Origin of the sequence: Aminobacter aganoensis (assembly GCF_014206975.1) — a bacterium.
Classification (GTDB): domain Bacteria; phylum Pseudomonadota; class Alphaproteobacteria; order Rhizobiales; family Rhizobiaceae; genus Aminobacter; species Aminobacter aganoensis.
On sequence record NZ_JACHOU010000018.1, the window covers coordinates 11,860 to 38,043 of the forward strand.

31 protein-coding genes and 1 tRNA gene are annotated in these 26,184 nt (G+C 64.1%); 14 read left to right on the forward strand and 18 right to left on the reverse strand.

Features of this window, described 5'->3' with window-relative positions:
• Positions 1-311: 311 nt before the first annotated feature.
• A complete protein-coding gene (locus GGR00_RS23210; RefSeq protein ID WP_184701431.1) occupies positions 312-2,222 on the reverse strand; it encodes a propionyl-CoA synthetase in 1,911 nt (636 codons plus the stop codon).
• A gap of 241 nt (positions 2,223-2,463) precedes the next feature.
• On the opposite strand from GGR00_RS23210, the gene GGR00_RS23215 reads away from it, so the two are divergent.
• Positions 2,464-2,634: a hypothetical protein gene (locus GGR00_RS23215; protein ID WP_156381199.1), complete on the forward strand. Its 171-nt coding sequence runs from the start codon at positions 2,464-2,466 to the stop codon at positions 2,632-2,634.
• Here the strand turns inward: GGR00_RS23215 and GGR00_RS23220 are convergent.
• Positions 2,631-3,386 (reverse strand): sulfite exporter TauE/SafE family protein, encoded by a 756-nt coding sequence (locus GGR00_RS23220; protein ID WP_184701433.1) that lies wholly within the window; start codon positions 3,384-3,386, stop codon positions 2,631-2,633. The two genes, GGR00_RS23215 and GGR00_RS23220, sit on opposite strands and share 4 nt — an antisense overlap.
• Positions 3,387-3,566: 180 nt before the next feature.
• Here GGR00_RS23220 and GGR00_RS23225 point away from each other — a divergent pair, with 180 nt between their 5' ends.
• The 3 genes from GGR00_RS23225 (at position 3,567) to GGR00_RS23235 (ending at position 4,958) form a co-directional block, all read left to right on the forward strand.
• Positions 3,567-4,283 (forward strand): type 1 glutamine amidotransferase, encoded by a 717-nt coding sequence (locus GGR00_RS23225; RefSeq protein WP_184701435.1) that lies wholly within the window; start codon positions 3,567-3,569, stop codon positions 4,281-4,283.
• Positions 4,284-4,457: 174 nt separating this feature from the next.
• Positions 4,458-4,700 carry a hypothetical protein gene (locus GGR00_RS23230; protein ID WP_055974303.1) on the forward strand — a complete coding sequence of 81 codons (243 nt, stop codon included), beginning with the start codon at positions 4,458-4,460 and terminating at the stop codon, positions 4,698-4,700.
• Between the two features lie 87 nt (positions 4,701-4,787).
• A complete protein-coding gene (locus GGR00_RS23235; RefSeq protein WP_184701437.1) occupies positions 4,788-4,958 on the forward strand; it encodes a hypothetical protein in 171 nt (56 codons plus the stop codon).
• Positions 4,959-4,987: 29 nt separating this feature from the next.
• Here the strand turns inward: GGR00_RS23235 and GGR00_RS23240 are convergent, their stop codons facing one another.
• On the reverse strand, positions 4,988-5,242 hold the full coding sequence (locus tag GGR00_RS23240) for a DUF982 domain-containing protein (protein ID WP_055974299.1): 255 nt from the start codon (positions 5,240-5,242) through the stop codon (positions 4,988-4,990).
• A 98-nt stretch (positions 5,243-5,340) separates the two neighbouring features.
• On the opposite strand from GGR00_RS23240, the gene GGR00_RS23245 reads away from it, so the two are divergent.
• Positions 5,341-5,868 (forward strand): hypothetical protein, encoded by a 528-nt coding sequence (locus GGR00_RS23245; protein WP_184701439.1) that lies wholly within the window; start codon positions 5,341-5,343, stop codon positions 5,866-5,868.
• 72 nt (positions 5,869-5,940) lie between these two features.
• Here GGR00_RS23245 and GGR00_RS23250 read toward each other — a convergent pair whose 3' ends face one another.
• Together GGR00_RS23250 and GGR00_RS23255 are read right to left on the reverse strand one after the other, a co-directional pair.
• On the reverse strand, positions 5,941-6,966 hold the full coding sequence (locus GGR00_RS23250) for a class I fructose-bisphosphate aldolase (RefSeq protein WP_184701440.1): 1,026 nt from the start codon (positions 6,964-6,966) through the stop codon (positions 5,941-5,943).
• 267 nt (positions 6,967-7,233) lie between these two features.
• On the reverse strand, positions 7,234-8,430 hold the full coding sequence (locus tag GGR00_RS23255; protein ID WP_184701442.1) for a phosphoglycerate kinase: 1,197 nt from the start codon (positions 8,428-8,430) through the stop codon (positions 7,234-7,236).
• Between the two features lie 152 nt (positions 8,431-8,582).
• On the opposite strand from GGR00_RS23255, the gene GGR00_RS23260 reads away from it, so the two are divergent.
• Both GGR00_RS23260 and GGR00_RS23265 read left to right on the forward strand, forming a co-directional pair.
• The gene (locus tag GGR00_RS23260; RefSeq protein ID WP_184701444.1) at positions 8,583-9,134 is read left to right on the forward strand and encodes an AAA family ATPase; all 552 of its coding nucleotides are present in this window, start codon (positions 8,583-8,585) and stop codon (positions 9,132-9,134) included.
• 129 nt (positions 9,135-9,263) lie between these two features.
• Positions 9,264-9,647 (forward strand): VOC family protein, encoded by a 384-nt coding sequence (locus GGR00_RS23265; RefSeq protein ID WP_055974285.1) that lies wholly within the window; start codon positions 9,264-9,266, stop codon positions 9,645-9,647.
• Between the two features lie 27 nt (positions 9,648-9,674).
• Here GGR00_RS23265 and GGR00_RS23270 read toward each other — a convergent pair whose 3' ends face one another.
• Entirely contained in the window at positions 9,675-10,355 is a 681-nt protein-coding gene (locus GGR00_RS23270; protein ID WP_184701446.1) for a TetR/AcrR family transcriptional regulator, read from the reverse strand.
• A 192-nt stretch (positions 10,356-10,547) separates the two neighbouring features.
• Between GGR00_RS23270 and GGR00_RS23275 the strand changes: the two genes are divergently transcribed.
• On the forward strand, positions 10,548-11,030 hold the full coding sequence (locus GGR00_RS23275) for a RidA family protein (protein ID WP_184701448.1): 483 nt from the start codon (positions 10,548-10,550) through the stop codon (positions 11,028-11,030).
• 100 nt (positions 11,031-11,130) lie between these two features.
• Here the strand turns inward: GGR00_RS23275 and GGR00_RS23280 are convergent, their stop codons facing one another.
• From GGR00_RS23280 to tkt, 3 genes are all read right to left on the reverse strand, one after another.
• The gene (locus GGR00_RS23280; RefSeq protein ID WP_055974277.1) at positions 11,131-12,993 is read right to left on the reverse strand and encodes a potassium/proton antiporter; all 1,863 of its coding nucleotides are present in this window, start codon (positions 12,991-12,993) and stop codon (positions 11,131-11,133) included.
• 189 nt (positions 12,994-13,182) lie between these two features.
• Positions 13,183-14,193 (reverse strand): type I glyceraldehyde-3-phosphate dehydrogenase, encoded by a 1,011-nt coding sequence (gap, locus tag GGR00_RS23285; RefSeq protein ID WP_184701451.1) that lies wholly within the window; start codon positions 14,191-14,193, stop codon positions 13,183-13,185.
• Positions 14,194-14,217: 24 nt separating this feature from the next.
• On the reverse strand, positions 14,218-16,206 hold the full coding sequence (gene tkt / locus GGR00_RS23290) for a transketolase (RefSeq protein ID WP_055974271.1): 1,989 nt from the start codon (positions 16,204-16,206) through the stop codon (positions 14,218-14,220).
• 283 nt (positions 16,207-16,489) lie between these two features.
• On the opposite strand from tkt, the gene GGR00_RS23295 reads away from it, so the two are divergent.
• Together GGR00_RS23295 and GGR00_RS23300 are read left to right on the forward strand one after the other, a co-directional pair.
• Positions 16,490-16,762, forward strand: coding sequence for a DUF4164 domain-containing protein (locus GGR00_RS23295; protein ID WP_055974268.1), 273 nt, complete (start codon positions 16,490-16,492; stop codon positions 16,760-16,762).
• Between the two features lie 7 nt (positions 16,763-16,769).
• The gene (locus GGR00_RS23300) at positions 16,770-17,132 is read left to right on the forward strand and encodes a cell division protein ZapA (protein ID WP_055975387.1); all 363 of its coding nucleotides are present in this window, start codon (positions 16,770-16,772) and stop codon (positions 17,130-17,132) included.
• 76 nt (positions 17,133-17,208) lie between these two features.
• On the opposite strand, the gene GGR00_RS23305 is transcribed toward GGR00_RS23300, so the two are convergent.
• The 3 genes from GGR00_RS23305 to GGR00_RS23315 form a co-directional block, all read right to left on the reverse strand.
• Entirely contained in the window at positions 17,209-19,026 is a 1,818-nt protein-coding gene (locus tag GGR00_RS23305) for a sensor domain-containing diguanylate cyclase (protein WP_184701453.1), read from the reverse strand.
• Positions 19,027-19,198: 172 nt separating this feature from the next.
• Positions 19,199-20,098, reverse strand: a complete 900-nt coding sequence (gene rpoH, locus GGR00_RS23310; RefSeq protein ID WP_055974265.1) for an RNA polymerase sigma factor RpoH — start codon at positions 20,096-20,098, stop codon at positions 19,199-19,201.
• A 186-nt stretch (positions 20,099-20,284) separates the two neighbouring features.
• Complete coding sequence (locus tag GGR00_RS23315) at positions 20,285-21,313, reverse strand: RluA family pseudouridine synthase (protein ID WP_184701455.1); 1,029 nt, start codon at positions 21,311-21,313, stop codon at positions 20,285-20,287.
• A gap of 24 nt (positions 21,314-21,337) precedes the next feature.
• Here GGR00_RS23315 and GGR00_RS23320 point away from each other — a divergent pair, with 24 nt between their 5' ends.
• The 4 genes from GGR00_RS23320 to GGR00_RS23335 all read left to right on the forward strand — a co-directional run bounded on the left by GGR00_RS23320 (position 21,338) and on the right by GGR00_RS23335 (position 22,714).
• The gene (locus GGR00_RS23320) at positions 21,338-21,718 is read left to right on the forward strand and encodes a fimbrial protein (RefSeq protein ID WP_184701457.1); all 381 of its coding nucleotides are present in this window, start codon (positions 21,338-21,340) and stop codon (positions 21,716-21,718) included.
• Complete coding sequence (locus GGR00_RS23325) at positions 21,715-22,125, forward strand: VOC family protein (protein ID WP_055974256.1); 411 nt, start codon at positions 21,715-21,717, stop codon at positions 22,123-22,125. Before GGR00_RS23320 ends, GGR00_RS23325 begins: the two co-directional genes overlap by 4 nt.
• 79 nt (positions 22,126-22,204) lie before the next feature.
• A tRNA-Glu gene (locus tag GGR00_RS23330) sits at positions 22,205-22,279 on the forward strand.
• 156 nt (positions 22,280-22,435) lie between these two features.
• Positions 22,436-22,714 carry a hypothetical protein gene (locus GGR00_RS23335; protein ID WP_184701459.1) on the forward strand — a complete coding sequence of 93 codons (279 nt, stop codon included), beginning with the start codon at positions 22,436-22,438 and terminating at the stop codon, positions 22,712-22,714.
• Positions 22,715-23,416: 702 nt separating this feature from the next.
• Here the strand turns inward: GGR00_RS23335 and GGR00_RS23340 are convergent.
• From GGR00_RS23340 to GGR00_RS23365, 6 genes are all read right to left on the reverse strand, one after another.
• Positions 23,417-23,935, reverse strand: a complete 519-nt coding sequence (locus GGR00_RS23340) for a hypothetical protein (protein ID WP_184701461.1) — start codon at positions 23,933-23,935, stop codon at positions 23,417-23,419.
• Between the two features lie 17 nt (positions 23,936-23,952).
• Positions 23,953-24,624 carry a hypothetical protein gene (locus GGR00_RS23345; protein WP_184701463.1) on the reverse strand — a complete coding sequence of 224 codons (672 nt, stop codon included), beginning with the start codon at positions 24,622-24,624 and terminating at the stop codon, positions 23,953-23,955.
• A 380-nt stretch (positions 24,625-25,004) separates the two neighbouring features.
• Positions 25,005-25,220, reverse strand: a complete 216-nt coding sequence (locus GGR00_RS23350) for a hypothetical protein (RefSeq protein WP_184701465.1) — start codon at positions 25,218-25,220, stop codon at positions 25,005-25,007.
• Positions 25,217-25,453 carry a hypothetical protein gene (locus GGR00_RS23355; RefSeq protein ID WP_184701467.1) on the reverse strand — a complete coding sequence of 79 codons (237 nt, stop codon included), beginning with the start codon at positions 25,451-25,453 and terminating at the stop codon, positions 25,217-25,219. Before GGR00_RS23355 ends, GGR00_RS23350 begins: the two co-directional genes overlap by 4 nt.
• Positions 25,450-25,749, reverse strand: coding sequence for a twin-arginine translocation signal domain-containing protein (locus tag GGR00_RS23360; RefSeq protein ID WP_184701469.1), 300 nt, complete (start codon positions 25,747-25,749; stop codon positions 25,450-25,452). The genes GGR00_RS23355 and GGR00_RS23360 overlap by 4 nt, the downstream gene beginning before the upstream one ends.
• The gene (locus GGR00_RS23365) at positions 25,746-26,183 is read right to left on the reverse strand and encodes a hypothetical protein (protein ID WP_184701470.1); all 438 of its coding nucleotides are present in this window, start codon (positions 26,181-26,183) and stop codon (positions 25,746-25,748) included. Before GGR00_RS23365 ends, GGR00_RS23360 begins: the two co-directional genes overlap by 4 nt.
• Position 26,184: the final 1 nt, after the last annotated feature.

Genomic DNA, 26,184 nt, shown 5'->3' on the forward strand with positions numbered 1-26,184 from the left:
TGAGGGCTACTGGCGCGCCTCACCATGAGGGCTACTGGCGCGCCTCACCGTGAGGGCTACTGGCGCGCCTCACCATGAGGGCTACTGGCGCGCCTCACCGTGAGGGCTGCTGGCGCGCCTCACCGTGAGGCTGCTGGCGCGCCTCACCGTGAGGGCTGCTGGCGCGCCTCACCGTGAGGGTTGCTGGCGCGCTTCACCGTGAAGGCTACTGAAGCGCTTCATAATGAGGGCTGAGGTGCTTGGTGCGGCCGACCCAAAATCCTCATGGTGAGCCTGTCGAACCATGGGATTTTGGGTCCATCGCGAGGGTATTAGTCGACGCCGATGCCGCGGGCCTTCAGCGCCTCCGTGATCTCGTCGAGGATGACGGGATCGTCGATGGTTGCCGGCATCTTCCATTCCTCGCGGTCGGCGATCTTCTGCATGGTGCCGCGCAGGATCTTGCCCGAGCGCGTCTTGGGCAGGCGCTTGATGGTGACGACCGTCTTGAAGGCGGCGACCGGGCCGATGCGGTCGCGGACCAGGCCGACGACCTCCTTCTCGATGGCGCCAGTGTCGCGGACGACGCCGGAGTTGAGCACGATGAAGCCGCACGGGATCTGGCCCTTCATCGCATCGGCGATGCCGATGACGGCGCATTCGGCGACGTCGGGATGCTCGGCCACGACCTCCTCCATGCCGCCTGTCGACAGGCGGTGGCCGGCGACGTTGATGATGTCGTCGGTGCGGGCCATGATGAAGAGGTAGTTTTCGTCGTCGACGAAGCCGGCGTCCGCCGTCTTGTAGTAGCCGGGGAACTCGGCGAGGTAGGCGTTGAAGAAGCGCTCGTCGGCATGCCACAGCGTCGGCAGGCAGCCGGGCGGCAGCGGCAGCTTGACCACGACGTTGCCGAGCGTGCCGTGCGGCACCTCATGGCCGGCGTCGTCGAGCACGCGCACGTCGTAGCCGGGCATCGGCACGCAGGGCGAGCCGTACTTGACCGGCAGCAGGCCGAGCCCGACCGGGTTCTGGCTGATCGGATGTCCGGTCTCGGTCTGCCACCAATGGTCGATGACCGGCACGCCGAGCTTGAGCTCGGCCCATTTGATGGTCTCGGGGTCGGCGCGCTCGCCGGCGAGGAACAGGGTGCGGAACTTCGACAGGTCGTATTGCGGCACGAAGGTGCCTTGGGGGTCTTCCTTCTTGATGGCGCGGAAGGCGGTGGGGGCGGTGAACAGGGCGACGACGCCGTGTTCCGAAATGACACGCCAGAACGTGCCGGCGTCGGGCGTGCCGACCGGCTTGCCCTCGAACAGGATGGTGGTGGCGCCGTGCAGCAGCGGGGCATAGACGATGTAGGAATGGCCGACGACCCAGCCGACGTCGGAGGCGGCCCAGAACACCTCGCCGGGCTTGACGCCGAATTCGTTCTCCATCGTCCATTTGAGTGCGACCATGTGGCCGCCATTGTCGCGCACGACGCCCTTGGGCTGGCCGGTGGTGCCGGAGGTGTAGAGCACATAGAGCGGATCGGTGGCGAGAACCGGCACGCAGTCGACCTTGCGGCCGGCAGCCCTGGCAGCGCTGACGGCCTCGGCATAGTCGAGGTCGCGGCCGGCGACGAGATCGCAGGTCAGCTGCGGCCGCTGCAGGACGACGCACCGTTCCGGCTTGTGGGCGGAAAGCTCGATGGCGCCGTCGAGCAGCGGCTTGTAGGCGATGACGCGGCCCGGCTCGATGCCGCAGGAGGCCGAAATGATCAGCTTGGGCGTGGCGTCGTCGATGCGGGTGGCGAGTTCCTTGGCGGCGAAGCCGCCAAACACCACCGAATGGATGGCGCCGAGGCGGGCGCAGGCGAGCATGGCGAAGGCTGCTTCGGCGACCATCGGCATGTAGATGATGACGCGGTCGCCCTTGCCGACGCCCTGGTCGGCGAGCACGGCGGCCAGGGCCGTGACCTCGGCGAGCACGCCGGCATAGGTGAATTTCTTCTGGGTGCCGGTGATGGGACTGTCGTGGATCAGCGCCACCTGCTCGGCGCGGCCGCCCTCGACGTGGCGGTCGAGCGCGTTCCAGCAGGTGTTGCACTCGGCGCCTGAGAACCACTGGCCGTAGACGCCGCCTTCGGCATCGAACACCTTGTCCCAGGGCTTGAACCAGTCGATGGCGCCCGCCGCCTCGGCCCAGAACGCCTCGGGGTTGCGGACCCAACCGTCATAGACCTCGTGATAGCGAGATGGCATGGCGTCTCCTTCCCAGGATATTGGCCCTTCAGGGCGTCTCGTTTGGTTGGTCTTGTAACCGCCTGTGCCGCGCGGCGTCCATTTGACCTTGGTTTAACTGCCGGCCAGCAAAGCCGATCTGGCCCGGAATTCCGATGCGGTTTTGCGCACGCCGGGTGTTCGCCTGATGTAGCGCGCGCTGCTGCCTGTTGGCGGTCACGATAGCAGATTGCCGGCGGCACTTTGACAGGGGCGCGGGAAGTTGATCAAAGGCGGCATGTCGAAGGCGCTGTCGCTCATCATCCTGGCCATCATGGCGATCCAGATCCTCAAGCCGCTTGGCCTGCCTGGACTGAGGCAGCGCCGCGATTTCTGGAAGCTGGCGGTGCTGGCGCTGGCGGCGATCTCGATAACCGCGCTGCTGGGGCACTAGAGCGCCGAGGCGAGGCCCTGCCATGAAATGTGCGCGCCGAGCAAAGCCAGCCCGGCAAAGAACCAGCGCCTGAAGGTTTCCGGATCGATGCGGCTGCGCAGCCAGCCGCCCAGCCACATGCCGGCCAGCGCCGGCACGATGGCGTAGCCGGAGAGGCCCATCGACTGGAGCGGAATGGCGCCGTTCCACCACAGGCCGATGCCGAGGGCGACCGTGGACACGGTGAAGGACAGGCCGAGCGCCTGGACGAGGTCGTCGCGGCCGAGGCCGAGCCCGCCGAGATAGGGCACGGCCGGGATGACGAAGACGCCCGTCGCGCCGGTCATGATGCCGGTTGCGGTGCCGACGAGCGGGCCGGCCCAGCGTTCGGCCCGGGCCGGCACGGCCATGCGCAGCCGGAGCAGGCCGAGGGCGGCATAGGCGAGCAGGATCAGGCCGAGCCCCGACGTGACGATTGTGGTGTAGCTGCTGGTGATCAGGCCGGCGGAGGCGATCGTCGCCAGGAAGACGGCAAGCATCATCGGCCGCAGGCGACGCAGCAGGGCGGTGACGTCGGGGCCGGCGAGCAATTGCCAGACATTGGTGACGAAGGAGGGCAGGAGCAGGATGGCAGCCGCATCTGCCGGCAGCATCACCAGCCCGAGCAGGCCCATGGCGACGGTCGGCAGTCCGAGGCCGACGACGCCCTTGACCAGCCCGGCAAGGACGAAGATGGCACCGATGACGATGAGGAGAAGATAGGGCTCGGGCATCGGGCGAGGATGCAATGGCAGGGCGGCAGTGACAATGGGGAGCGGACGATCGGAGACGGGGCACGCGGCGGCAACTCTGATTCGCGCTGGTCCTGCCTCAACGTTTTGGCGGCTGTGCCTCATGATCGGGGGGCGGGATCGGCCATTGTTGTCGGGATCGGAGATGGTCGAGGGCAGCGCATGAAAATCCTGGTTTTCCAGCACCTGAAGGTCGAGCACAGCGGCGTGTTCGGCGAATTCTGGCGCGAGGCCGGACATGAGGAGCATGTCGTCGAGCTGGATGAGGGCGAAGCGATCCCCGATCTCGACGGCTTCGACATGCTGGCCGTGATGGGCGGGCCGATGGATGTGTGGCAGGAAGACGAGCACCCCTGGCTCGTGCCGGAGAAGGCGGCCATCCGGCGCTGGGTGCGCGAGCTTGGGCGACCCTATCTCGGCATCTGCCTGGGGCACCAGCTGCTGGCCGATGCGCTGGGCGGCAAGGTCGGGCTGATGAAGATGCCCGAGGTCGGGCTGGCATCGGTGGAGCTCACGGCGGCAGGCCAAGGCGACCCGCTGTTTGCCGGCGTCGCGGCGTCGCTCGAGACGCTGCAATGGCATGGCGCGGAGGTGTCCGGCCTGCCCGTGGGCGGCGAGGTGCTGGCCGGCAACGCCGCCTGCGCCATCCAGGCGCTGCGCGTCGGAGCGCGCGCCTATGGCTTCCAGTATCACATGGAGATCACCGACAGGACGGTGGCCGACTGGTCGCAGATCCCGGAATACAAGACGAGCCTGGAACGCGCGCTGGGTGCTCAGGCCGCGGCGCGGCTGGGCGAGACGGTCAAGCCGCATCTCAACGGCTTCCGCGCCACCGCAAGGCGGATCAACGACAATTTCTTCGGAGCCACTGCCCGCTAGGGTGCCTGGCAGCCCAGCGGCGGCGGTACTCGCCGCCGTCCGGAGCAACCCCGGACGGACCGACCGTCAAGGGGGCCCGCCGGGGCAAAACCCCATCCCAACCCCGGCGAGCCTTACCTGACCTCGAAAGGCCAGGCTCCGGCCATCGCCGGCCAAGGATACCAAGCACGACGCATGCCAACGCGTTCTGTGCCGGAATGGGACGCTGGCCAGGTCTCCGCTGCCGGTGACGTGCTGGACTTGCCCACGGCATGCCGGTACGACGGCTTCATGAAGCAGAACACCCTCTACCTCATCATCGGTGCCCTGGCCGTGGCCGTGATCGCGCTTGGCGTCTACATCTTCCGCGAGGAGACAAAGCCCAAGGGCGTCGAGCTGCGCATCGACGAAACGGGCATTTCAGTGCAGGAAAACTAGGCACCGCCTGCCGGACACGACCGGGCCAGATGGAACGCTCCGCCGCTTCAGGTGTTGTCTCATGGCGAGACAAACCTGGAAGCCGCGATGTTCGAGCTTTTGCAAAACCTGCTTGCTGCGGCCTTCCCGGGAAAGCCGGCAGACGAAGCCCATGACGCGGCCCTGGAAGAGGTGACCGCGGCCAGCGAACGGCTGCACCGCGATCTCGATACCTGTTTCCAGGCGATCCAGGACCAGATTTCCGATTTGCGGCGATAGGTGCCGGCATTCGCCCGTGGCCTGGGCGATCAGTCCTTGTCGGTGATGAGGACGCTTGCGTCGCGCGCGGCTGCGATGAAGGCGCGCCGGGCAGCCATGACCGGCCTTTCGCCCGACATGGCATCCGAACATGCCTGGAGGGCGGCGCGATGCTTGGGGCCGCGCTTGCCGGGCCAGTTGTTGAGCAGGAAGGCCGACGCCTCCTTGGCGGTGCGGAGAATGAGCGGGGTGCCGGCCGGATCGCTCTTCACGGTGACGGGGGTTTCAAATCTGATATTTTCCATGGCTGCTCATACGCCAAAGCGGCGGGGGAAGCGAGGCATGTAACTGGGGATGTGCACGCTTGCCTGTTGCGGCTTCCCCGCCGTTGGATCATGCCAGATTGACGGAGGCGAGCTTCCGTGTGGCAATGGCCGTGAAGTGGGGCCGTGAAGCGGCGGGCAGGACGTTGATGGACACGGGTGGCGCGATACAGGGTTCGTTCGGACCACAGACGATGGGCGCCATGGTGATTGCCCTGGTCGTCTACGTATTTGCCTCGTTCCTTGCCATCGCGGTGCTCGCCCTGGCCGCCGAGACCTTTGCCTTCGCGATCGACTGGCTGCTCGGCGGTTCCAGGCCCAACGTCCTCCAGCTTGCCGGTTCCGTGCTCGGCGCCGTCGCCGGCATCTGGGCGGCCCGGCTTGCCTGCGACCTCACCTTCAACGCCTACAGGCCGCGTTCCGTTTTCTGGATGTTCGCGGTCGTGCTGACGATGACGACGTTGAGCAGGTTTTCGCTGCCGTTCACGACGACGCAGGCGATCCTGGGGACGCAATATGCGGTCGCCCTCGCAGCGGCGCTGCATTATTTCTGGCGTGACCGGGTCGCGCTCGCCGCGGTGGACGGCGACATGGTGCGGACGGACTAGGCGCGGGGCCGTCCGGGCATAAAAAAGCCCCGCGCGAGGCGGGGCTTTTCGTTTGGTGCCAGAAGGCCCGGCTTACGCCGCCTTCTCCAGCCCCGACTTCCACTGGCCGAGCGCGGCGAGGTGGTTCATGTGGGCGCGGTGGGTGAAGGCGGCCTGGCCGGCGCCGAGGTTCTCGGCCTTGCCCGACCATGCCTTCTGCGGGGCTGCCTGCAGCGCGCGGCCGTAGGAGAAGGTCAGCTTCCACGGATGCGGGCCGATGGCATTGATGGCGTTGAGGTTGGCGGTGGCGTCTTCGTCGGACTGGCCGCCCGACAGGAAGGCGATGCCCGGGACCGCTGCCGGAACCGTCTCGCGGAACAGCTTGATGGTCTTTTCGGCGATCTCCTCGGCGCCGGCCTGCTTTGCGGCCTTCTTGCCGGAGATGACCATGTTCGGCTTGAGGATGGTGCCTTCGAGCACGACGCGGGCGGCGTAAAGCTCGTCATAGAGCTTGACCAGCGTTGCCTTGGTGACGTCGTAGCAGGTGTCGATGTCGTGGGCGCCGTCCATCAGCACTTCCGGCTCGACGATCGGCACGATGCCGGCTTCCTGGCACAGCGCCGCGTAGCGGGCGAGGGCCTGGGTGTTGGCCGAGAGCGAGTAGGCCGAGGGCACGTTCCTGGTGGTGTCGATGTCGATGACGGCGCGCCATTTGGCGAAGCGGGCGCCAAGCTTGTAGTACTCGGCCATGCGCTCGCGCAGGCCGTCGAGGCCTTCGGTGATGGTGTCGCCGGGGAAATTCACGATCGCCTTGGCGCCGGCGTCGACCTTGATACCGGGAATGGCGCCGGCGGCCTTGATCAGCTCGACCAGCGGGGTGCCGTCGGCGGCGTTCTGGCGAATGGTCTCGTCGTAGAGGATGACGCCCGAAATGTACCTGGTCATCGCTTCCTTGGTGCGGAACATCATTTCGCGATAGTCGCGGCGGCTGTCGGCCGTCGACTCGACGCCGATGACGTCGAAACGCTTCTTGATGGTGCCGGAGCTTTCGTCCGCAGCCAGAATGCCCTTGCCACCCGCCACCATGGCGACGGCGATGTCTTCGAGACGTTCGCTCATACAAATACCTCCTGAACAGATGCCCCGGGCGCATAGCAGAAGCATCCCGGGAACGGAATGCCGGGGGCCAGCCTATAACCGATTGAAATTATTTCAATCGGTTTAGCTTCAGGTGAGGCCGGCCTGCAAATGGCGAGGGTCTGCGCTTCCGGTGCTCACGTACCTGAATGTACGCTCCGCTCCGGTTCTCGACCCTCACCACTTTCGGCTCGGCCTGACCTGAAGCTCGACCTGCCCCGGCGTTTGGCGGCAAGGCTGGTTGCAGCCTCAGGCCTTGAGCACGTCGACACCGGGCAGGTCCTTGCCTTCCATCCATTCGAGGAAGGCGCCGCCGGCGGTCGAGACATAGGTGAAGTCGTCGGCGACGCCGGCATGGTTGAGGGCTGCGACCGTATCGCCGCCGCCGGCGACCGAAACGAGCTTGCCGGCCTTGGTGCGAGCCGCGGCATGCCGGGCGGCCGAGACGGTCGCCTTGTCGAAGGGCTCGATCTCGAAGGCGCCGAGCGGGCCGTTCCAGACCAGGGTCGCGGCGCGGTCGATCCAGTCGTTGATCGACGCGACTGTCTTTGCGCCGACATCCAGGATCATGGCATCGGCCGGCACGGCGTCGATGGCGACGGTCTCGTTGGCCGCACCGGCCTTGAACTCGCGCGCGATGACGCCGTCCGACGGCAGGATGATGGCGCAGCCCGCGCTCGCCGCCTCGATCATGATCTGCTTGGCGGTGGTGGCGAGATCGTGCTCGGCGAGCGACTTGCCGACATCGGTGCCGCGGGCGGCCAGGAAGGTGTTGGCCATGCCGCCGCCGATGACCAGCGCGTCGACCTTCTTCACGAGGTTCATCAGCAGGTCGATCTTGGTCGAGACCTTGGCGCCGCCGACGATGGCGACGACCGGCTTGACCGGGTTGCCGAGGCCCTTTTCCAGCGCCTCGAGCTCGGCCTGCATGGTGCGGCCGGCATAGGCCGGCAGCTTGTGGGCGAGGCCTTCGGTCGAGGCGTGCGCCCGGTGGGCGGCGGAGAAGGCGTCGTTGACGAAGATGTCGCCATTGGCGGCGAGTTTTTCGACGAAGGCCGGATCGTTCTTCTCCTCGGCCTTGTAGAAGCGGGTGTTCTCAAGCAGCAGGACGTCGCCGTCCTTCATGGCGCCAACGGCGCTAGCTGCCTTGTCGCCGATGCAGTCGGCGGCGAAGCCGACCGGGCGGCGGATGACTTCAGCGGTGGCGGTGGCGATGGGCGCCAGCGACAGGGCCGGGTCGGGGCCATCCTTGGGGCGGCCGAAATGGGCGAGCAGGATGACCCTGGCGCCCTTGCCGGAAAGCTCGGTGATGGTGGGAGCGACCCGCTCGATGCGGGTGGCGTCGGAAACCTTGCCGTCGGCCATGGGGACGTTGAGGTCGACGCGGACGAGAACCCGCTTGCCGGCGACGTTGCCGATGGTGTCGAGGGTCTTGAAGGCGGCCATGGGGTTTCCCTTTCCCTTTTGGAGATCGCGCGGACCATACCCAGCGTCAGCGCGGATGCAAGGTTTGCGCGGGGCGGGGGACGAAATTTTGATGCGCTGGCCCTTCAGGTTGTGGCCGCGAGCGGCTATCGCCGGGGAAACGTGGGGGAAGCATGCGCATCGCGGTCACCGGCACGCACGGCAGCGGCAAGACAACCCTCATCGACGACTTCATCGCCGCATATCCCGGCTATGAGCACGAGCAGGAACCTTATTGGGTGCTGGCGCAGCAGGGCACGCCGTTTGCGGACGCCGCCACGCCGGCCGATCTCGAGGAGCAACTGGAACAGAGTTGCACGATGATCCTGGCTTCGGCGTCGGCGCCCGATATCGTCTACGACCGCTGCCCGCTCGATTTCATCGCCTATCTGGAGGTGGTGGGCGCGCAGGAGGCGTTCGAGTGGACGCCGAGCGGCAAGCTGCTCGGCAGGATCGAAAGGGCACTCGCTACCCTAGGGCTCGTGGTCTTCCTGCCGCTGTCGCGCCCGGACGAGATCGACGCGACGATCGAGTTTCCCCGGCTGCGCAACAAGGTCGACGCCCGGTTGAAGTCGATCATCCGCGACGACGAGCTCGGCCTGCTCGAAGGCGGGCCTCACATTCTCGAATTGCGCGGTACGCGGGGCGGACGGGTGGCGCGGCTCGGGACCGTCGTTACCGGTTGAGAATTGCGCGGCGCCGTCTTCTGGCCATGTGCTTCCCTTGCTGGGTCCGAGCACTGATCGACTTTGTTTGTTCTTGATATGTTCTATATTCGCTGATACGGTTCGCCACAAAGCTGGAGAACGATCTCGATGAGTGCTTATGCCACTGTTGGTGCGGTCGACGACGCCAAGTCGACCGCCTTCTATGACGCGACTTTGGCCACGATCGGCTGGAGCAAGCACACCGAGTTTCCGGGATGGCACGCCTATTCGGAGGGCGGCAAGGGGGACGGATTCGTGCTCTGGGTCTGCAAGCCGTTCAATGGAGAGCCAGCCAGCGCCGGCAATGGAGCGATGGTCGGCTTCATGGTCAAGTCCGCCGCCGAAGTGGATGCCTTCTACGCGGCGGCCATGCGCCATGGCGGGACAGATGAAGGGAAGCCGGACGCGCGACCCCACTACGGGCCGGACTGGTATTCCGCCTATGTCCGCGATCCGGCCGGGAACAAGCTCTCGGTCGTCCATAACGGTTGAAGTGACGTCGGCCCCTGGCGTAAGCCATCACCGTCTCGTGGCGAGGCCATCGAGCAGGAGGTCGAGGCCTTTCCTGAAGGTGCCATCCCAATCGTCGTCCAGCAGCAGGCGGGAGCGCTCGATCGTCGGGTAGCGTTCGCCGAGACGTGCAAGGCGCTGCTGTGCGGCGGCCCTGTCGTCTTCGGAGAAGTCGAAGCTCGCCCGGGTGACGGTGGCGCCCATGACATGGTTCCAGAGCGACCATATCGCGGCGTTCAGTTCCGCATCCGCCACTCCGGCCCGCGACAGGATCCCGCCCAGCAACTCCAGGCGATTGAGGATGTTCGGGCCGAGCGCCCGGCCCGGCAGCAGCGATGCCGACCAGGGATGGCGCAGCATGCCGGCGCGCCAGTGCTCGAGCAGATGAACGACTTCCGCGCGCCAGTCTCCCGGCACGACCGGCTGCGGCGGTCCGGGGTATTCGAGCACGGCGTCGAGCGCCAGATCGAGGACATCGCCCTTGTTGTCGACGTGCCAGTACAGGCTCATCGTGCCCGCGCCGAGACGGTCGGCCAGGCGACGCATCGTCAATCCGGCGACTCCCTCGGCGTCGAGCAGGTAGACCGCGGCCGCGACGATGCGTTCCAGAGAGAGGGGCGGTTCGTTGCGCGGTTCCTGCGCGGGCCGGGGAGACCGCTTTTTCAGGGCACCGCTGCGCTTGGCTGCCATCCATCTTCCTCGCTGTTGCGTGCGTCGATCCTGGCCGGGGATGTCAGTAATGTCGATCCCGGCCAATTGACTCGTATGCTGTACGATGAGATGAATCGTATATCGTACGAGACGGGAGCGCCAGAGGCGAAGTTCAACCAGGCCGGCCGCGAGGGCAGGTTGCCCGCCGTCCGGGAGCTCGAGAGAAAAACCATGTCACACGCAATCAAGCATCTGCTCATCGGAGGGCTCATCATCATGGCAGTTCCCACCGCGACGACGGCGAACGAGAACGATCTCAAGCTGACCATCGTCAACCCGAAGACCCTCTACGACCCGTCGCCGAACGGCTACAGCACGGCGGTGATCATCCCTGCCGGAGCGCGGGTGGCCTACATCTCCGGGCAGGGCGGCCAGGACAGCAAGGGAGGCCTGTCGCCGGACTTCGCCGTTCAGGTCAAGCAGGCCTATGCCAACCTGGGCGCTGCGCTCGAACGGATCGGCGCCAGGCCCGACCAGGTCGCCAAGCTGACGGTCTTCGTGGTCGACCACGACATGTCCAAGCTCGGCGTGCTCACGGAGCGCGTGACGGACATGTTCGGCACGGCGTTGCCGGCGCAGACCCTGGTTCCGGTGCCCAAGCTTGCTGTCGACGCCATGCAGTTCGAGGTCGAGGCGGTGGTCGTCCTGAAGTAGCCGCACGGGGTGAGTTTGGCAGGAGAGGCGATGTCCGTCCGCTTGGCGGGAGTACCCCAACCCTTAGCCCCTCCCCACAAGGGGGAGGGGGATTCTCGGCTCAGGCGTCCTCGGACAGGCCTTCAGAAGTCGTTGCGGCGTCCTGCCTTGCCGCCGGTTTCTTCGGACGTCCGGCAAAGAAACGCCGGACGCGGTCGCCGATTTCGCCGGCGCTGAGGAAGACCGGAACCGGGGGCGGCGGCGGGGCCGGTTCGATCGACAGGCCGACCGAGACGATGCGGCCCTTTTCGTCGACGTCGCGGACGATCAGGTCGATGAGGCCGAGCGAGACGCGGTCGGCATATTCGACATGGCCGCGCAGCCGCTGCGTGATCAACTCGGCGATGGTGAGCTTGCGCTCCTCTTCGCGGATGGCGGCGCCGTAGACCGCCTCGAGCTCGCCGGCGAGATGGGTCTGGTCGACGGTGAAGGCGCCGAAGAAATCCTCGTCCTCGGCATCGACCTCGGCGCGGCTGGCGAACAGCCGGTCGAGCAGGCGCGGGTAGCGGTCGGGCACGAAGATGTAGACGTTGTCGCCGGCCTGCAGGCGGCCCATGTCCTGGAAGCGCATCGAGCGACCGTCGCGCACGACCAGCGATGGCCGGGCCCAGCGCGGGATGCGCTGGCCCCTGGCGACGGGCGAGCCGGGCACAACGCGATAGGCGAGAAGCTCGTGGTGGGCGGAGCCGGGCAGTTCGAGCTCGACCTTGTCGAGCGGGCCGTAGCGCTGCGGCACGATGAGGCCGAGGCGGCGGGCGAGCGGGCCGACCGTCCAGCCCTGGATGACCAGCGAGGTCAGCACGATGATGAAGGCGATGTTGAAGATGGCGCGGCCGTTTTCCAGGCCGCCGAGCAGCGGGGTGATGGCGAGCAGGATCGAGACCGCGCCGCGCAGGCCGACCCATGAGATGAAGGCGGTCTCCTGGCGCGGGATGTTGAACGGGATGAGGCAGAGCCAGACCGCCACCGGGCGGGCGACGAACATCAGGAACAGGCCGAGCACCAGCGCGGAGACCAGGATCGCCGGGAACTGCGACGGCGTGGCGAACAGGCCGAGCACCAGGAACATGATGATCTGGGCGAGCCAGGACATGCCGTCCTGGAAACGCTTCAGGGTGGAGACGGCGCGGATGTCGGAATTGCCGGCGACGAGGCCGGCGAGATAGACGGCGAGGAAGCCCGAGCCCCCGACGGCGCCGGCGGCTGCGAAGACCAGCAGCGACAAGGTGAGCACGAAGATCGGCAGCAGGCCGCGGTCGAGGTTGAGCCGCTCGACCAGCTTGACGATCAGGAAGCCGCCGAGCAGGCCGATGGCCGCGCCCAGGATCATCTGGACGATGAAGCCGACGACGAGATCGACGAGCAGCAGATCGGCATCGGGCTTGGCGCCGAGCGCGATGATCTCGACCAGGGTGATGGTCAGGAAGATGGCGATCGGGTCGTTGGTGCCGGATTCGATTTCGAGCGTCGAGCGGACGCGCTCGCGCAGGTTGATGTTGCCGGCGCGCAAGAGGAAGAACACGGCGGCCGCGTCGGTGGAGGCGACGGCCGCCCCGAGCAGGAAGGATTCGAGCCAGGTGAAGCCGGTGAGGTAATAGGCGGCGATGCCGAAGATCACCGTCGTGATGCCGACGCCGACGGTGGCAAGCGTGAGCGCCGGCAGGCCGGCCTGGCGCAGGACGCCCACCGGCGTGCCGAAGCCGGAATCGAACAGGATGACGGCCAGCGCTATGGCGCCGACGAAATAGGCGATGTGGGCGTTGTCGAAGACGATGCCGAGGCCGTCGACGCCGGAGCCGAGGCCGATGCCCAGGAAAAGCAGCAGCAGCGGGGCGCCGAAGCGGAAGGCGATCAGGCTCGAAAATGCCGCGGCCACCACCAACGCGGTGCCGACCAGCGTGACCAGATATACCGCCTGTTCCATCCCGACCCGTCCGCGAAGCGCTTGCTAGCTGCGTCGGTTGAGAGTGCGGCGAAGAAAAGGCCGTGTGCAAGCCAGAATGGATTTTTGCCGGCTGAGCCAATGATTTTTCTGCGCTGCAGCAAAAACGAAAACGCCCGGCCGAAGCCGGGCGTCGTCAAGCGGATCCGAAGATCGCGATCTGCCGCCTGGTCAGGCGATGGTCTTGCCCATGGTGACGGCGGTGTCGGCCATGCGGTTGGAGAAGCCCCACTCGTTGTCGTACCAGGACATGACGCGGACGAGGTTGCCCTCGATGACCTTGGTCTGGTCGAGCGCGAAGGTCGACGAGGCCGGGTTGTGGTTCATGTCGATCGACACCAGCGGCTCGTTGGTGAAGGCGAGCACGCCCTTGAGCGGGCCGTTGGCGGCAGCGACGAGCACTGCGTTGACCTCTTCGACGGTGACGTTCTTCTTGGCCACGAACTTGAAGTCGATGCACGAGACGTTGGGGGTCGGCACGCGGATCGAAACGCCGTCGAGCTTGCCCTTGAGTTCAGGCAGGACGAGGCCGACGGCCTTGGCTGCACCGGTCGAGGTCGGGATCATCGACATCGCCGCGGCGCGGGCGCGGTAAAGGTCCTTGTGCATGGTGTCGAGCGTCGGCTGGTCGCCGGTGTAGGCGTGGATCGTGGTCATGAAGCCCTTTTCGATGCCGAAGGCATTGTTGAGGACCATGGCGACGGGGGCCAGGCAGTTGGTGGTGCAGGACGCATTCGAGATGACGATGTGGTCCCTGGTGATCTGGTCGTGGTTGACGCCGTAGACCACGGTCAGGTCGGCACCGTCGGCAGGCGCCGAGACGATGACGCGCTTGGCGCCGGCGGCCAGATGCGCCGAGGCCTTGTCCTTGGAGGTGAAGATGCCGGTGCATTCGAGCGCGATGTCGACGCCGAGTTCCTTCCACGGCAGCTGCGACGGGTCCTTGATCGCGGTGACCTTGAACTTGTCGCTGCCGATGTTGATGCTGTCGCCTTCGACCTTCACTTCGTGCGGGAAGCGGCCATGCACGCTGTCGTAGCGCAGCAGGTGGGCGTTGGTCTCGACCGGGCCGAGATCGTTGACGGCAACGACGTCGATGTCCTTGCGGCCCGATTCATAGATCGCACGCACGATGTTGCGGCCGATGCGGCCGAAACCATTGATGGCAACTCTTACGGTCATGTCTGATCCTCCTGGGGGAACGTCTTAAGCCTGAAGCCGAGCCTTGGCAGCCTGGGCGGCGGCCTCGGCGGTGATGCCGAAATGCTTGTAGAGGTCTTCGATCGGAGCGCTGGCGCCGAAGCCGTGCATGCCGATGAAGATGCCGTCGGTGCCGATGAAGCTGTCCCAGCCCATGCGGATGCCAGCCTCGATGGCGATCTTGACCTTGGCGTTGCCGATCATCGCCTTGCGGTATTCGGGGCTCTGCTTTTCGAACAGCTCGAAGGCGGGCACCGAAACGACGCGGGTCGGGTGGCCGGCTTCCTGCAGCAGCTTGCGGGCACCGAGTGCGATCTCGACCTCGGAACCGGTGGCGAAGATGGTGACTTCGGCATCGCCCTCGGCGGTGGCCAGTTCGTAGGCGCCGTAGCCGCAGAGGTTTTCCTCGACGAATTCGGTGCGCACGGCCGGCAGGTTCTGGCGGGTGAGCGCCAGCGTCGACGGGGTGGTGCGGTTTTCGAGCGTCAGCTGCCAGCATTCGGCGGCCTCGGTCGCGTCAGCCGGGCGGAAGACGATGTGATTGGGAATGGCGCGCAGGGCGGCGAAGTGCTCGACCGGTTGGTGCGTCGGGCCGTCTTCGCCGAGACCGATCGAATCATGGGTCATGACGAAGCCGACGCGGATGCCCATCAGCGACGCCAGGCGCATCGCCGGGCGGGCATAGTCGGAGAAGCACAGGAAGGTGCCGGAGTAGGGGATGACGCCGCCATGCAGCGCCATGCCGTTCATGGCAGCCGCCATGCCGTGCTCGCGGATGCCGTAGTGGACGAAGCGCTGGCCGTAGTCCTCGGCCGAGATCGGCTTGGTCTGGCTGGTCTTGGTGTTGTTGGAGCCGGTCAGGTCGGCCGAGCCGCCAATGGTCTCGGGCACGACGCCGTTGATGACCTCGAGCGCCATTTCCGACGACTTGCGGGTGGCGACCTTCGGCTTTTCGGCGGCAAGCTTCTTCTTGTATTCGGCAATGGTGGCGTCGAAATTGGCGGGCAGGTCGCCGCGCATGCGGCGCTCGAATTCGGCGCGCACTTCGGTTTCGGCCTCGGCGAGACGCTTTTCCCAGTCGTTGCGCTTCTTGGCCGAGTTGAGGCCGGCGAGGCGCCAGGCGTCGAGGATTTCCGAGGGGATCTCGAAGGCCGGGTATTCCCAACCGAGCGCCTTGCGGGTCGCCTCGATTTCGGCGGCGCCGAGCGGCGAGCCATGGACCTTGTTGGTGCCGGCCTTGGCCGGCGAGCCGAAGCCGATGGTGGTCTTGGCAGCGATCAGCGTCGGGCGGTCCGAGCGCTTGGCGGCCTCGATGGCGCCGGCGATGGCCTCAGGGTCATGGCCGTCGATGGCGATCGTGTTCCAGCCGGAGGCGGCGAAGCGGGCCAGCTGGTCGGTCGAGTCGGCGAGCGAAATCGGGCCGTCGATCGAGATGTTGTTGTGGTCCCAGAAGACGATCAGCTTGTTGAGCTTGAGGTGACCGGCAAAGGACAGCGCTTCCTGCGAGATGCCTTCCATGAGGCAGCCGTCGCCGGCGAGCACGTAGGTGTAGTGGTCGACCAGCTTGTCGCCGAACTGGGCATTCATGATGCGTTCGGCAAGCGCCATGCCGACGGCGTTGGCGAGGCCCTGGCCGAGCGGGCCGGTGGTGGTCTCGATGCCGGCGGCGTGGCCGTATTCGGGATGGCCGGCGGTCTTGGAGCCGAGCTGGCGGAAATTCTTGATCTCGTCGAGCGTAATGTCCTCGTAGCCCGAGAGATAGAGCAGCGAGTAGAGCAGCATCGAGCCATGGCCGGCCGACAGCACGAAGCGGTCGCGGTCGTGCCAATGCGGATTGGCCGGGTCATGCTTGAGGAAGCGGGTGTAGAGCACGGTTGCGACGTCCGCGGCACCCATCGGCAGGCCGGGGTGGCCGGAGTTGGCCTTCTCTACGGCATCGATGGACAGAAAGCGGATCGCGTTGGCCATCCGGTCGTGTTTTTCGCGCGAGGACATCGTCCCTCCCATAACCCTTGGAAAGTGGGGCGACGGGAGCCCCGGAAAAGTGGGCGACACATAGCAGGCATAGGGCTTGAGTCAATAAATCGGTGCGTTTTCGCACCCTCATTGCGGCGCCAAGTCACGCCTGCGCGCCTTTCCGATATTCGCGCTCGTGCGGTTATTGGGGGAAAGGCCAAACAGCTTTGTTGACGCCTCCTTCAACCGGTGCCTAATGTTTCACCCATAACGCGTTCTGAAACGTGCGCGATTCGGTGATGGGCGAGGGTCTACGGGAGCCATGACCGGGGATACTACACTCAGGGAAGTCATTGGCCGGCTTGGCAGGGCGATCGAGACGCTCGAAAGTGCGGTCGCAGCTCGACTCGAGCACGAGCAGGACTACGGCGAGGCTGAAGCCGAGGTCCAGCGCATGAATGCCGATCGTGCCCGCCTTGCGCAGGAGCTCGACAATTCCGAAGCCCGCGCCGAAAGGCTGGAAGAAGCCAACAAGGAAGTCTCGCGGCGGCTCGTGACCGCCATGGAGACGATCCGCGCCGTTCTGGACAGGTAGGATGGAGATGGCGCAAGTCACAGTTACCATCGACGGCAAACAATACCGCATGGCCTGCGACGAAGGGCAGGAAGAGCATCTGATCGATCTCGCCAACCGCTTCGACCGCTATGTCCTGCATCTCAAGGATTCGTTCGGCGAAATCGGCGATCAGAGGCTGACCGTGATGGCTGGCATCATGGTGATGGACGAGCTTTCCGAGCTGCAGAAACGCGTCAAGGGCATGGAAACCGAAGTCCAGACGCTGCGCAAGACGCGCGACGACGCGCTGACCAAGGCCGACAAGAACGACGCGGCGCTGACCGGCGCGCTGGGCTCGTTGGCCGAGCGCATGGAACAGCTGGCGCTGGGCCTGACACGAAAGGCATAGGCTGGGAGTTCGATCTCTCGCGCGGACAGCCGTCGCTCACGTGGCGGGCGGTGACCAGTCCGGCCACAGTGGCTGGTCACCGCCGTGAAGCTGCCGCACTTTCAGTCTGTCTATGCGTGCTGCGATGGACGTGCGCGTCTTTGCTGCCATGTTCCCCATGTGGCGCAGGCTCGCTGGGCAACAAGATCAGAGACGGAATCCGCGTCATTTCCGATCCTTGCGCCGAGGCGATTTGGGTTCGATTGCGGCCAGCAAGTTTGGCGTTGTAAAGTAGCTTGTCGGCTTGTTCGTAGAGCGCAGCGAACTCGGCATTTGGCGGCGCATCATCAGTGATGCCCATGCTGGCGGTTACGGGCCGCCCAAGGCCTGGAACGGCATTGGCGACGACGGCGGGGATCGCCTGCCGCCGACGTTCCGCTCGAACCTGGGCATCCTCTCCCCGAACAAGCAGCACGAATTCCTCTCCGCCGAGGCGGAATGCGTGAACTTGCGGGTCTGCATGGAGGGCTTCGGCCACGGCCTTCAGCACGGCGTCGCCGACCACGTGGCCGTGAACGTCATTGATCGCCTTGAAGTGGTCCAGGTCGAGAACGGCCAGCGTGCGGTAGCCTTCGGAGCGGAACCTTTCGAAATTCTGCTCGATTGCCCGCCGGTTGAGCAGTCCCGTCAGTGCGTCGCGTTCGGACAGGCGCTCCAGCATGTCGGCTTCGAAACGTGCGCTGTCGCGCTGGCGCTTGATCGTCATGAAGCGGTCCGCCACGCCGAGCGTGGTGAACAGAACCTCGCAAGCACAGCCCACATAGAACAGCAACATGGCATCGTTGCTCTGCAACCCGGGAACCACACCCGTGACCAGGCGCACCAATCCAGTCATGAGCACCGGTATGTAGCCGATCGCCTGGAACCTGGCGGCCCGACTTCCGCGCAGCAGCGCGTCGGCGACCGACACCATGAAGATGATGAGCACCGGTGCAAAAGCCGCCGTGTACACCGTCGACTGAAATTGGCGCCCGACGAACGGAAATGCCGCGTGTGACGTGCCTAGAAACATCGCCCATACGGCGCACCAGAACAGCGCCCGCCTCAGGAGCGGATGCATGCGGCCGGGTTCGATGAAGCTGTGCGTAAACATAGCCCCGGAAGCGACCGTAAGGCCGAAGATCACAGTCGTCATCCAGCTCAACGTCATTGCCGGCGGATCGAAGAGAACGACTGCGAGACCCGAAGAGACCAGGATGGTCAGCAACAGGGAAATCGTGAGCATGGAATGCCAAAGCAAGAACGGCTCGCGCAGGATCCGGTAGAAGGCCGCGTTGAAAATGAGCGGCATGGAGAGCATTCCCGCAAGGATCGCCAGGAAAAGGAGCGACCGCATCAGGTCTGGGCCCAGGGCAATGTCAGAGGGTGACAGATAGGCTCTTTCCAGCGTCATCTGGTGGCTCGGCAAATCGATCGCGACAACGACCTGCAGCGTGTCGCGGGTTACGGCCGGCAGGGGAGCTTTGAAATAGCCGCCGCGCAGAGCGCTGCGCAATTCATCGGCCGACAAGGAGGTCTGGCGCATTGCGCCGTCTCGGTCGATCGCCAGCAGATGCACTGCCGCGAGCGCGCTTCGCCTTGTGAAGAGATACTGGGGAAGGGCATCGCGCGGACCGATTTCGAAACGCAGCAGCGCCCGCTCGCCTTCGAGCGAATAGATCCGCTCTCCGCAGGCCCAGCGCCCGGGCGAATGGATCACGGAGCCCAAATCCTCCGACAAACTGCTTGATGCCCAGCAGGAGCTGCGAATGTCCCTGGCTTCAGCTGCGTCAAGGGGGGCCGCGCCCAGAGATGCAAGCATCACGAGGCTCAGCACCGCCGCCACGAGCGCTTTTCGAAGGTCATTCCAGAACATTGATTGACGCTATGCGCCAAGCATTGAGATGCGGTTACCGACCCCCAAATCGGCGCGGGTCCGGAAACACAAACGCCGTGCGTCACGGGGTGACACACGGCGCTGCAGGGATGGTTCAGGTCGCGTTCTCGCTTGCAGGTGCGTTCAGACGCGCAACCTGCGAGCCAAAAGCTCAGGCGTCGATGGTGCGGAGCGCCTGGGCCTGCTTCTTGGCGGCGGCCTTGACCGCGTCCTGAACCTTTTCGAAGGCTCGCACCTCGATCTGGCGGACGCGCTCGCGGCTGATGTCGAACTCGGACGAGAGCTCTTCCAGCGTCAGCGGCTCGTCGGCGAGGCGGCGTGCCTCGAAGATGCGCTTCTCGCGGTCGTTGAGCACCGACATGGCGCTGGCGAGCATGCCGCGGCGGTTGTCGAGTTCGTCCTGCTCGATGAGCATGGTTTCCTGGCTGTCATGGTCGTCGACCAGCCAGTCCTGCCATTCACCCGACTCGCCTTCGCTGGCGCGGATCGGCGCGTTGAGCGAGGCATCGCCCGACAGGCGCCGGTTCATCGACACCACCTCGGCCTCGGAGACATTGAGGCGCGTGGCGATTTCGGTGATGTGCTCGGGCTTCAGGTCGCCGTCGTCAAGCGCCTGGATCTTGCCCTTGACCTTGCGCAGGTTGAAGAACAGGCGCTTCTGGTTGGCGGTGGTGCCCATCTTGACCAGCGACCACGAGCGCAGGATGTACTCCTGGATCGAGGCCTTGATCCACCACATGGCGTAGGTGGCCAGCCGGAAGCCGCGCTCCGGCTCGAACTTCTTGACGGCCTGCATCAGGCCGACATTGCCTTCCGAGATGACTTCGCCGATGGGCAGGCCATAGCCGCGATAGCCCATGGCGATCTTGGCCACGAGACGCAAATGGCTGGTGACCAGCTTGTGGGCTGCGCCGGTGTCCTCATGCTCATTGTACCGCTTGGCGAGCATGTACTCTTCCTGCGGCTGGAGCATCGGAAAGCGGCGGATTTCTTCCAGGTAGCGGCTGAGGCCGCCTTCACCGGAGACGATACTGGGTAGTGACTGGGCCATAAAGCGCCCTCCCTCTGCACGAGAAATGCTCCCTGATCCAGGCGAGCATGTGGCGCGGCTGCCGAATGCACTGTCGCGCCATGGGTCTTATACAGGAACAAAACCGGAAAAGACACGATTTGTTCAATGCGAAACAGTGTGTCACGCCAAAGTGAACAATGCGAGTCAGGTTTTCTGATCGGAGGTTCAGAGATTCCGAAAGCCTTCGACCAACTCCCCCATGTCGCGAGGCAAAGGCGCCTCGAACCGCATGATCAAATGGGTAGCCGGGTGGCGAAATGCAAGGAGCCTGGCGTGCAGGGCCTGGCGCGGAAACGCCTTGACCGCCGATTTCAACGGCTCGGGCAGGCGGTTGGACTTGGTGCGGAAGGCCTGGCCGTAGTCGGGATCGCCGACGACGGGGTGGCCGATATGGGCCATGTGGACGCGGATCTGGTGGGTGCGGCCGGTTTCGAGCCGGCACTCGACCAGGCTGGCGGCGGCGAACTCGCCCTGCTCGGCGCCGAACCGCTCCAGCACGGTGAAATGGGTGATGGCGTGGCGGGCGTCTTCGCGGTGCTCGGGCACCACGGCGCGGCGGACGCGGTCGGCGTGGCGGCCGAGCGGCGCATCGACCGTACCGGTCAGCCGCTGCGGGATGCCCCAGACCAGCGCATCGTAGGCGCGCTCGAGATCGCCGGTCCGGCCGTGGTCGGCGAATGCTTCCGACAGCGATTTGTGGGCGCGGTCGGTCTTGGCGACGACCATGACGCCGGAGGTCTCCTTGTCGAGGCGGTGGACGATTCCCGGCCGCTTGACGCCGCCGATGCCTGACAGGCTGTCACCGCAATGGTGGATCAGCGCGTTGACCAGCGTGCCGGTCCAGTTGCCGGCGCCGGGGTGGACGACGAGGCCGGCGGGCTTGTTGATGACGATCAGCTCGTCGTCCTCGAAGAGGATGTCGAGGGCGATCTTTTCGCCCTCCGGTTCGGCCGGCTCGGGCTCGGGCATGTCGATGGCGACCTGGTCGCCGGGCGCGAGCCTGCGTTTGGCCTCGTCGACGACCTTGCCGCCGACGCTGACGGCGCCCTGCTTGATCAGCGCCTGGACGCGGCTGCGCGACAGGTCGGGCGCGAGGCGGGCGGCCAGCCACTGGTCGAGCCGAAGGCCTGCGGCATCGGCACCGGCTTCGAGCACTATCAAAGTGCCTGCCGCTTCGCTATCTGATGCGCTCATCACAATTGTTCCGAAAGTTTTGACATGTCTCGGCCCGACATAGACGAAGAAGACAAGCCGCTCGACCCGTCGGTTGAGCGTGTCCGCAGGAAACTCATCCGCTTTTTCATCATCAATTTGGGGCTGTTGTTCATCGCCCTTATGGCCGTCATTGGCGGCGTTGTCTACAAATCGCGGACGGCGACACCGCCTGCCTCGGTGGCGGGCGGCGACATCAAGGTGCCGGCGGGTTCCCAGATCAGCGGCGAGATCATGCTGCCGGCCGGCGCCAAGGTCATGTCGCAGGCCCTGTCGGGCAACCGCATCTCGATCGATGCCGAGCTTGCCGACGGCAGCCGGACCATCTTTCTCTACGACATCGCCGAGCGGCGGCTGATCGGCCAGTTCGCGATCAAGGCGCAGTGAGCGGATTTCCCGCCTCGGGCCGCCGCGTCGCCACGGTTTCGGTGGTGGTCGCGGACTATGATGCGGCGATCGCCTGGTATGTCGACAAGCTCGGCTTCGTGCTTGTCGACGATGTCGATCTCGGCGGCGGCAAGCGCTGGGTGACGGTCGAACCGGGCGGCGGGCAAGGGGCGAGGCTGCTGCTCGCCAGGGCCGACGGGGAGGCGCAAGCCGCCGCCATCGGCAACCAGACCGGCGGGCGGGTGTTCCTGTTTCTCGAGACCGACGATTTTGCCCGCGACCACGCGCTGATGCTGAAGAAGGGCGTGGCGTTTCGCGAGGCGCCGCGCCACGAGGCCTATGGCACGGTCGCGGTGTTTGCCGATCTGCACGGCAATCTGTGGGATCTGATCGAACATCGGCGTTGAGCGGCAGGTCGCCGCAATAATATCCCGACAGGGGCTGTTGCTTTTTCGAAAACGCCAGCCTATATCGCCGATCTCGGCTGCGCCCATCGTCTAGCGGTCAGGACACCGCCCTCTCACGGCGGGAACAGGGGTTCGATTCCCCTTGGGCGTACCAACGATTTCAGGCACTTAGCCTGACTGCGGCAAAATTCATCAAATATCAGTCAAATATGTGCTCCGAGGGTCTCGGAATTAACACCAAATTTGGGCCGTCTTGTCGCTGGTGGGGGCTAGGAGCATATTAAGGGCGTCCGGCGAAAGGGGGCCCACAATGCTGCGTCTTGGCTTCATGCTTGGGGCTATAGTAGCTCTCGCGTTCCCTGCCCATGCGGCAGAGCGTTGCCGGTGGTATATCCACGAGACAAACCCGGATTCATGGATACAGGACAACGGCGCCGATCTGTCGGTGCATTTCCCTGGCGACGGTGCCATGAACTTCCAATTCATCGTCTATGAGGTTGACGGCCTGCCGAACGTCAAGCGGCAACGTTCACCGATCCGCACGGGGCAGGGAAGCCCTCAACATTCCACTTCCGATTTGCCGAGGTGAACGGACGCAGGGCAATGATAGCGGACATGGAGTTCTACTATCAGGCGTGCGAACTGCCCAAGCCGCCCACGCTCCCGCCAGCTTAGTATTTTGTCGCCTTGAGCTGGCGTAATGGGTAGTCGAGCCTTTCGGCTCGTTTCCTTTTTGGCTGGGATGGGATTGTGCTTGGCTCGGGTGCAGTCTCAAATGGCACGGGTTCCCGGCTCGTGGAGTTGCGGAGCTTGAAGGCTTGAGCCTCTGATGCCTCAATCCGCAACAGTTTGCCGCCAAGGTGAAACGCTTTGAGTTCACCACGCTCGATCAGGTTGCGTATGTGCCGCTCAGAGCACTGCCATTCTAGCGCTAGCGTGCGAGGACTGTAGGCATTTGGCATCTGCGCCTTCTCCGAATTCCCCCAGAGTACGCGTCCGATGTATCGCGCCAATGCCGCGCTCTTATTGTTACGGAAGCGAAATGAAAGTCAGTTGATTTCATTTGATTAAGATCAGGCGGAACGCCTATTCGGAGCCCACTTTAGGCGAGCGACATCAAGGGCTTATCGATCTGACTGGTGGCTGACAACCGGCGCAAGCCCTTGGAAATTCGGCGCTTTTCGAGCTATCTGGGGGTGCGATTACCCGCCATTTAATTAACTTAACCTATTGATTTTCAATGAACGGCGGGAAGAGCAGGCTGCGCGGAGAAGCTTGCAGTCAAAGTTGGCTAGCGCGGAATGTGACAGGCCACCGAATATAGGCTCTTCCCACAACTTCCTCCCCCGGCCGTGTGATAGCTGAACACCTGATAAGGTGAGTTAGATGCAGAACAGTAATCTTGAGCAATCCGTTCCGGCCTAGCTTCGCAACCGAAGAACCGATAGTTCCTTGGGCACATAGCCCGGCGCCCCGCTTGGCAATTATCATAGTGCCAGACCGGTGTCGCATCATCAGGCAAGCCGTGACAGATGACATCCACTGTCGCCAGGCCGCATCGTCCTCCGGGAACGTCTTTTATGACCTTCGCAGTAAATGCGTAGTGTTGCATCCCGCGATCCGTGCGGATGGAACAAATTACCTCGCCGACCGTCTGAACAGGTGTGCCGCAGTTAAAGAACGCATCTGTACCGCCACCACATGAGGCTCCCCATTGAGCAATACAAGCTAGATGGCGTTGCTCGGCTGGCAGCGCCGAAGTTGCGAAAGTGGCTACGGCGGCAATTGCATAGAACGCGAGCTCCTTCATTCGCAGTTTTCTCCCACTCAGTTGGGTGGCGGCATAAGCACAGGCGGAATTGGCAAAGGTGTTGGAGGCGGCAGTTGCGGGGGCGTCGGAGGCGGCGGAGGAATGATGTCTGGTGGCTGAGGCATCCCGGTAGGAGCTATCACGGGCGGGACAATTGGCGCAGTTGGCCTTGTGTTATCGATGGTCCATTGAGCAGCATCGATGGCTCGATTGGGCGGCGGTTGAGGGGCATTTGGGCCGGTTGTTGAGACAGACCCAGGTGGCGCTCCCGGAACGGGCGCTCTATTTTTGTTTTGCTCCATCAGAGACTTGATGAATGCCTGAGGAATCATCCCAGACAACGCTCCTGATGGGACAGTTAATCCAATAGCATTTGCAACGTCTTTCGAGAGACTGACGCAATTTCTTGTAATTAATGAATAATCCTTTGTATCATAGCTTTTTATGATCGATGATACCTTCTGTTCTTGATTTGGTGTAATGTATATCGTAAATGTTATTTCTGATTTGGCATCATCAAGGGTCTGCGTTACTACGCCTTTTGTAGAGTAGAATTCTTTTACATATGCGGCTTTTTCGTTGTGGTCTGGATAAAATCCAGCAACAGTATTATAAAAACGCTGGCCGTTGTCGAGTTCACGACCGAGAAGTATGTACGCGTGCCCTGGTGACACTGGAATCGCTGTCATGCTTCTGGCTCGGAACTCCAGAACGGGCCGGCTGGAAACATTCATGTCAGGTAACAGGAGTTGAATGTCCTCGTCCCCTGCCACGCCTAAGCGTGTCCCGCCAAGTAGCAGGGCTAATGCAAGGAGGATTTGCATCTTCGACCGACCCATTGGATTCAGGCCGCTTCATGGCGGCGTTTCCCCGACAGGTCTTCCCGTCGGTCACTATCCGCTCCCTCTTACCCAGATATTGCTACCGTTGTTACAAAGAGTCCATCACCCACCGTAAAGAGGAATACAGAAAGACTTTCGATTGGGTAGCAAGCCCCATTGCGGCGTCGCCACGACCGTTGCGGCGCCTACAATCGCGCCATGTTGAATGAACAGGCGTCGAGTGATGTTCATTTCAGGGCAGTCCGCTCAAGAGCTATGTGGATCTCACCCGAAAGTGAGGCGGCCAAATTCATGGTATCGGCAAGGCTGGCCGTCACGTTGTCGCGGTATGCGCCCTCTCCAACGTTATCGAGCGAGCGCGCGGCCTGTTCGCAAACAATGAGGAGGGCATGGAGCCGGTCGGATTTGGTGATGATGGAATCGGTGATGACTTGAGCGCTCATGCTTCATCGCCTCTCTGACCTTCGTGCCGCGACAGGGCGTCGTGCATCACGCCGACCAGCTCATGCGCCGTCCGCAGTCCGGCACCGATAGCGTCTGATAGACCGGCGGCATCGCCGCCGGTCTGAATGGCCCAGGCCGCGTTCTCGCACAGGCGGATGATGGCCGCAGCTTCGTAGCTGCACTGCATCACTTGATCGGCGGTCATGTCTTCTTGGGGAACAAAGCGGTTCATGCGGCACTGCCTTTCAGCGGCATGCCGTGGTGTAACCGGGGGCCGGCCACGCCATGCGGGTCATGAAAGGTGTCAGCCACCGAGAGGATGCCTGTTCTTATATTGGGCTGAGCACTGCACAAGATGACGTAGCAAGGGCCGCCGAGGGCTTCCTCGTACAGTGCCTTGAGCTGGTCCAAATGGTGCCTGAGTTCTGTGGTTCTGTCGCGAGGTTGGGCCTCGCTGGTAGAGGTTGCTGCTGCGGCGAATGCCCCGCCAGCAGAGGTGCGCAGGAACCCGCGACGGGTGATGCTCATGACCGTGCCCCCTTTCGTGCTTTCCGGCTGGTTGCTGCTTTGCGGTTACTCTCGATGCGGACAGCGTGATTGATACGGTCACGCACAAGTGCTGCCTCGACTTTCGGGCTCCACCGGGAGCCCATGGCGAAACGCTCTTTCCAGCGAAGGAACCGAACGGCAGGAGCCGGCACGAACAGGAGATGATAGGCCTCGTGCTCCCACGCCCGTTCGACAGACGCGCGGTAACGCCTGGCCTGCATAACCTCCAGGCTATGTAGTCCGTTGACAGCGACGGCAAGGCGATAGTGCCACCAAGCCACGTTACGCTGATGGTGGCACATCTGGACGCGAGCCCAGCCCTCATCCCATGAATCTGCTGGCCGGGCGGGCTCCACCGTCACGGGCTCGCGCTCGTTGCGAACATCAGCCAGAACAACGACATTGGAGGCCATG

Coding starts and splice junctions, on each gene's coding strand:
- GGR00_RS23345 (WP_184701463.1), bottom strand. CDS start 24,624: ATGACAGCGATTCCAGTGTCACCAGGGCACGCGTACATACTTCTCGGT.
- GGR00_RS23350 (WP_184701465.1), bottom strand. CDS start 25,220: ATGAGCGCTCAAGTCATCACCGATTCCATCATCACCAAATCCGACCGG.
- GGR00_RS23240 (WP_055974299.1), bottom strand. CDS start 5,242: ATGGAAAATATCAGATTTGAAACCCCCGTCACCGTGAAGAGCGATCCG.
- GGR00_RS23315 (WP_184701455.1), bottom strand. CDS start 21,313: ATGAGCGCATCAGATAGCGAAGCGGCAGGCACTTTGATAGTGCTCGAA.
- GGR00_RS23260 (WP_184701444.1), top strand. CDS start 8,583: ATGCGCATCGCGGTCACCGGCACGCACGGCAGCGGCAAGACAACCCTC.
- GGR00_RS23275 (WP_184701448.1), top strand. CDS start 10,548: ATGTCACACGCAATCAAGCATCTGCTCATCGGAGGGCTCATCATCATG.
- GGR00_RS23250 (WP_184701440.1), bottom strand. CDS start 6,966: ATGAGCGAACGTCTCGAAGACATCGCCGTCGCCATGGTGGCGGGTGGC.
- GGR00_RS23295 (WP_055974268.1), top strand. CDS start 16,490: ATGACCGGGGATACTACACTCAGGGAAGTCATTGGCCGGCTTGGCAGG.
- GGR00_RS23210 (WP_184701431.1), bottom strand. CDS start 2,222: ATGCCATCTCGCTATCACGAGGTCTATGACGGTTGGGTCCGCAACCCC.
- GGR00_RS23235 (WP_184701437.1), top strand. CDS start 4,788: ATGTTCGAGCTTTTGCAAAACCTGCTTGCTGCGGCCTTCCCGGGAAAG.
- GGR00_RS23230 (WP_055974303.1), top strand. CDS start 4,458: ATGCCAACGCGTTCTGTGCCGGAATGGGACGCTGGCCAGGTCTCCGCT.
- GGR00_RS23305 (WP_184701453.1), bottom strand. CDS start 19,026: ATGTTCTGGAATGACCTTCGAAAAGCGCTCGTGGCGGCGGTGCTGAGC.
- GGR00_RS23355 (WP_184701467.1), bottom strand. CDS start 25,453: ATGAACCGCTTTGTTCCCCAAGAAGACATGACCGCCGATCAAGTGATG.
- GGR00_RS23225 (WP_184701435.1), top strand. CDS start 3,567: ATGAAAATCCTGGTTTTCCAGCACCTGAAGGTCGAGCACAGCGGCGTG.
- GGR00_RS23335 (WP_184701459.1), top strand. CDS start 22,436: ATGCTGCGTCTTGGCTTCATGCTTGGGGCTATAGTAGCTCTCGCGTTC.
- rpoH (WP_055974265.1), bottom strand. CDS start 20,098: ATGGCCCAGTCACTACCCAGTATCGTCTCCGGTGAAGGCGGCCTCAGC.
- GGR00_RS23365 (WP_184701470.1), bottom strand. CDS start 26,183: ATGGCCTCCAATGTCGTTGTTCTGGCTGATGTTCGCAACGAGCGCGAG.
- GGR00_RS23220 (WP_184701433.1), bottom strand. CDS start 3,386: ATGCCCGAGCCCTATCTTCTCCTCATCGTCATCGGTGCCATCTTCGTC.
- GGR00_RS23280 (WP_055974277.1), bottom strand. CDS start 12,993: ATGGAACAGGCGGTATATCTGGTCACGCTGGTCGGCACCGCGTTGGTG.
- GGR00_RS23320 (WP_184701457.1), top strand. CDS start 21,338: ATGTCTCGGCCCGACATAGACGAAGAAGACAAGCCGCTCGACCCGTCG.
- tkt (WP_055974271.1), bottom strand. CDS start 16,206: ATGTCCTCGCGCGAAAAACACGACCGGATGGCCAACGCGATCCGCTTT.
- GGR00_RS23265 (WP_055974285.1), top strand. CDS start 9,264: ATGAGTGCTTATGCCACTGTTGGTGCGGTCGACGACGCCAAGTCGACC.
- GGR00_RS23360 (WP_184701469.1), bottom strand. CDS start 25,749: ATGAGCATCACCCGTCGCGGGTTCCTGCGCACCTCTGCTGGCGGGGCA.
- GGR00_RS23270 (WP_184701446.1), bottom strand. CDS start 10,355: ATGGCAGCCAAGCGCAGCGGTGCCCTGAAAAAGCGGTCTCCCCGGCCC.
- GGR00_RS23300 (WP_055975387.1), top strand. CDS start 16,770: ATGGCGCAAGTCACAGTTACCATCGACGGCAAACAATACCGCATGGCC.
- GGR00_RS23255 (WP_184701442.1), bottom strand. CDS start 8,430: ATGGCCGCCTTCAAGACCCTCGACACCATCGGCAACGTCGCCGGCAAG.
- gap (WP_184701451.1), bottom strand. CDS start 14,193: ATGACCGTAAGAGTTGCCATCAATGGTTTCGGCCGCATCGGCCGCAAC.
- GGR00_RS23340 (WP_184701461.1), bottom strand. CDS start 23,935: ATGAAGGAGCTCGCGTTCTATGCAATTGCCGCCGTAGCCACTTTCGCA.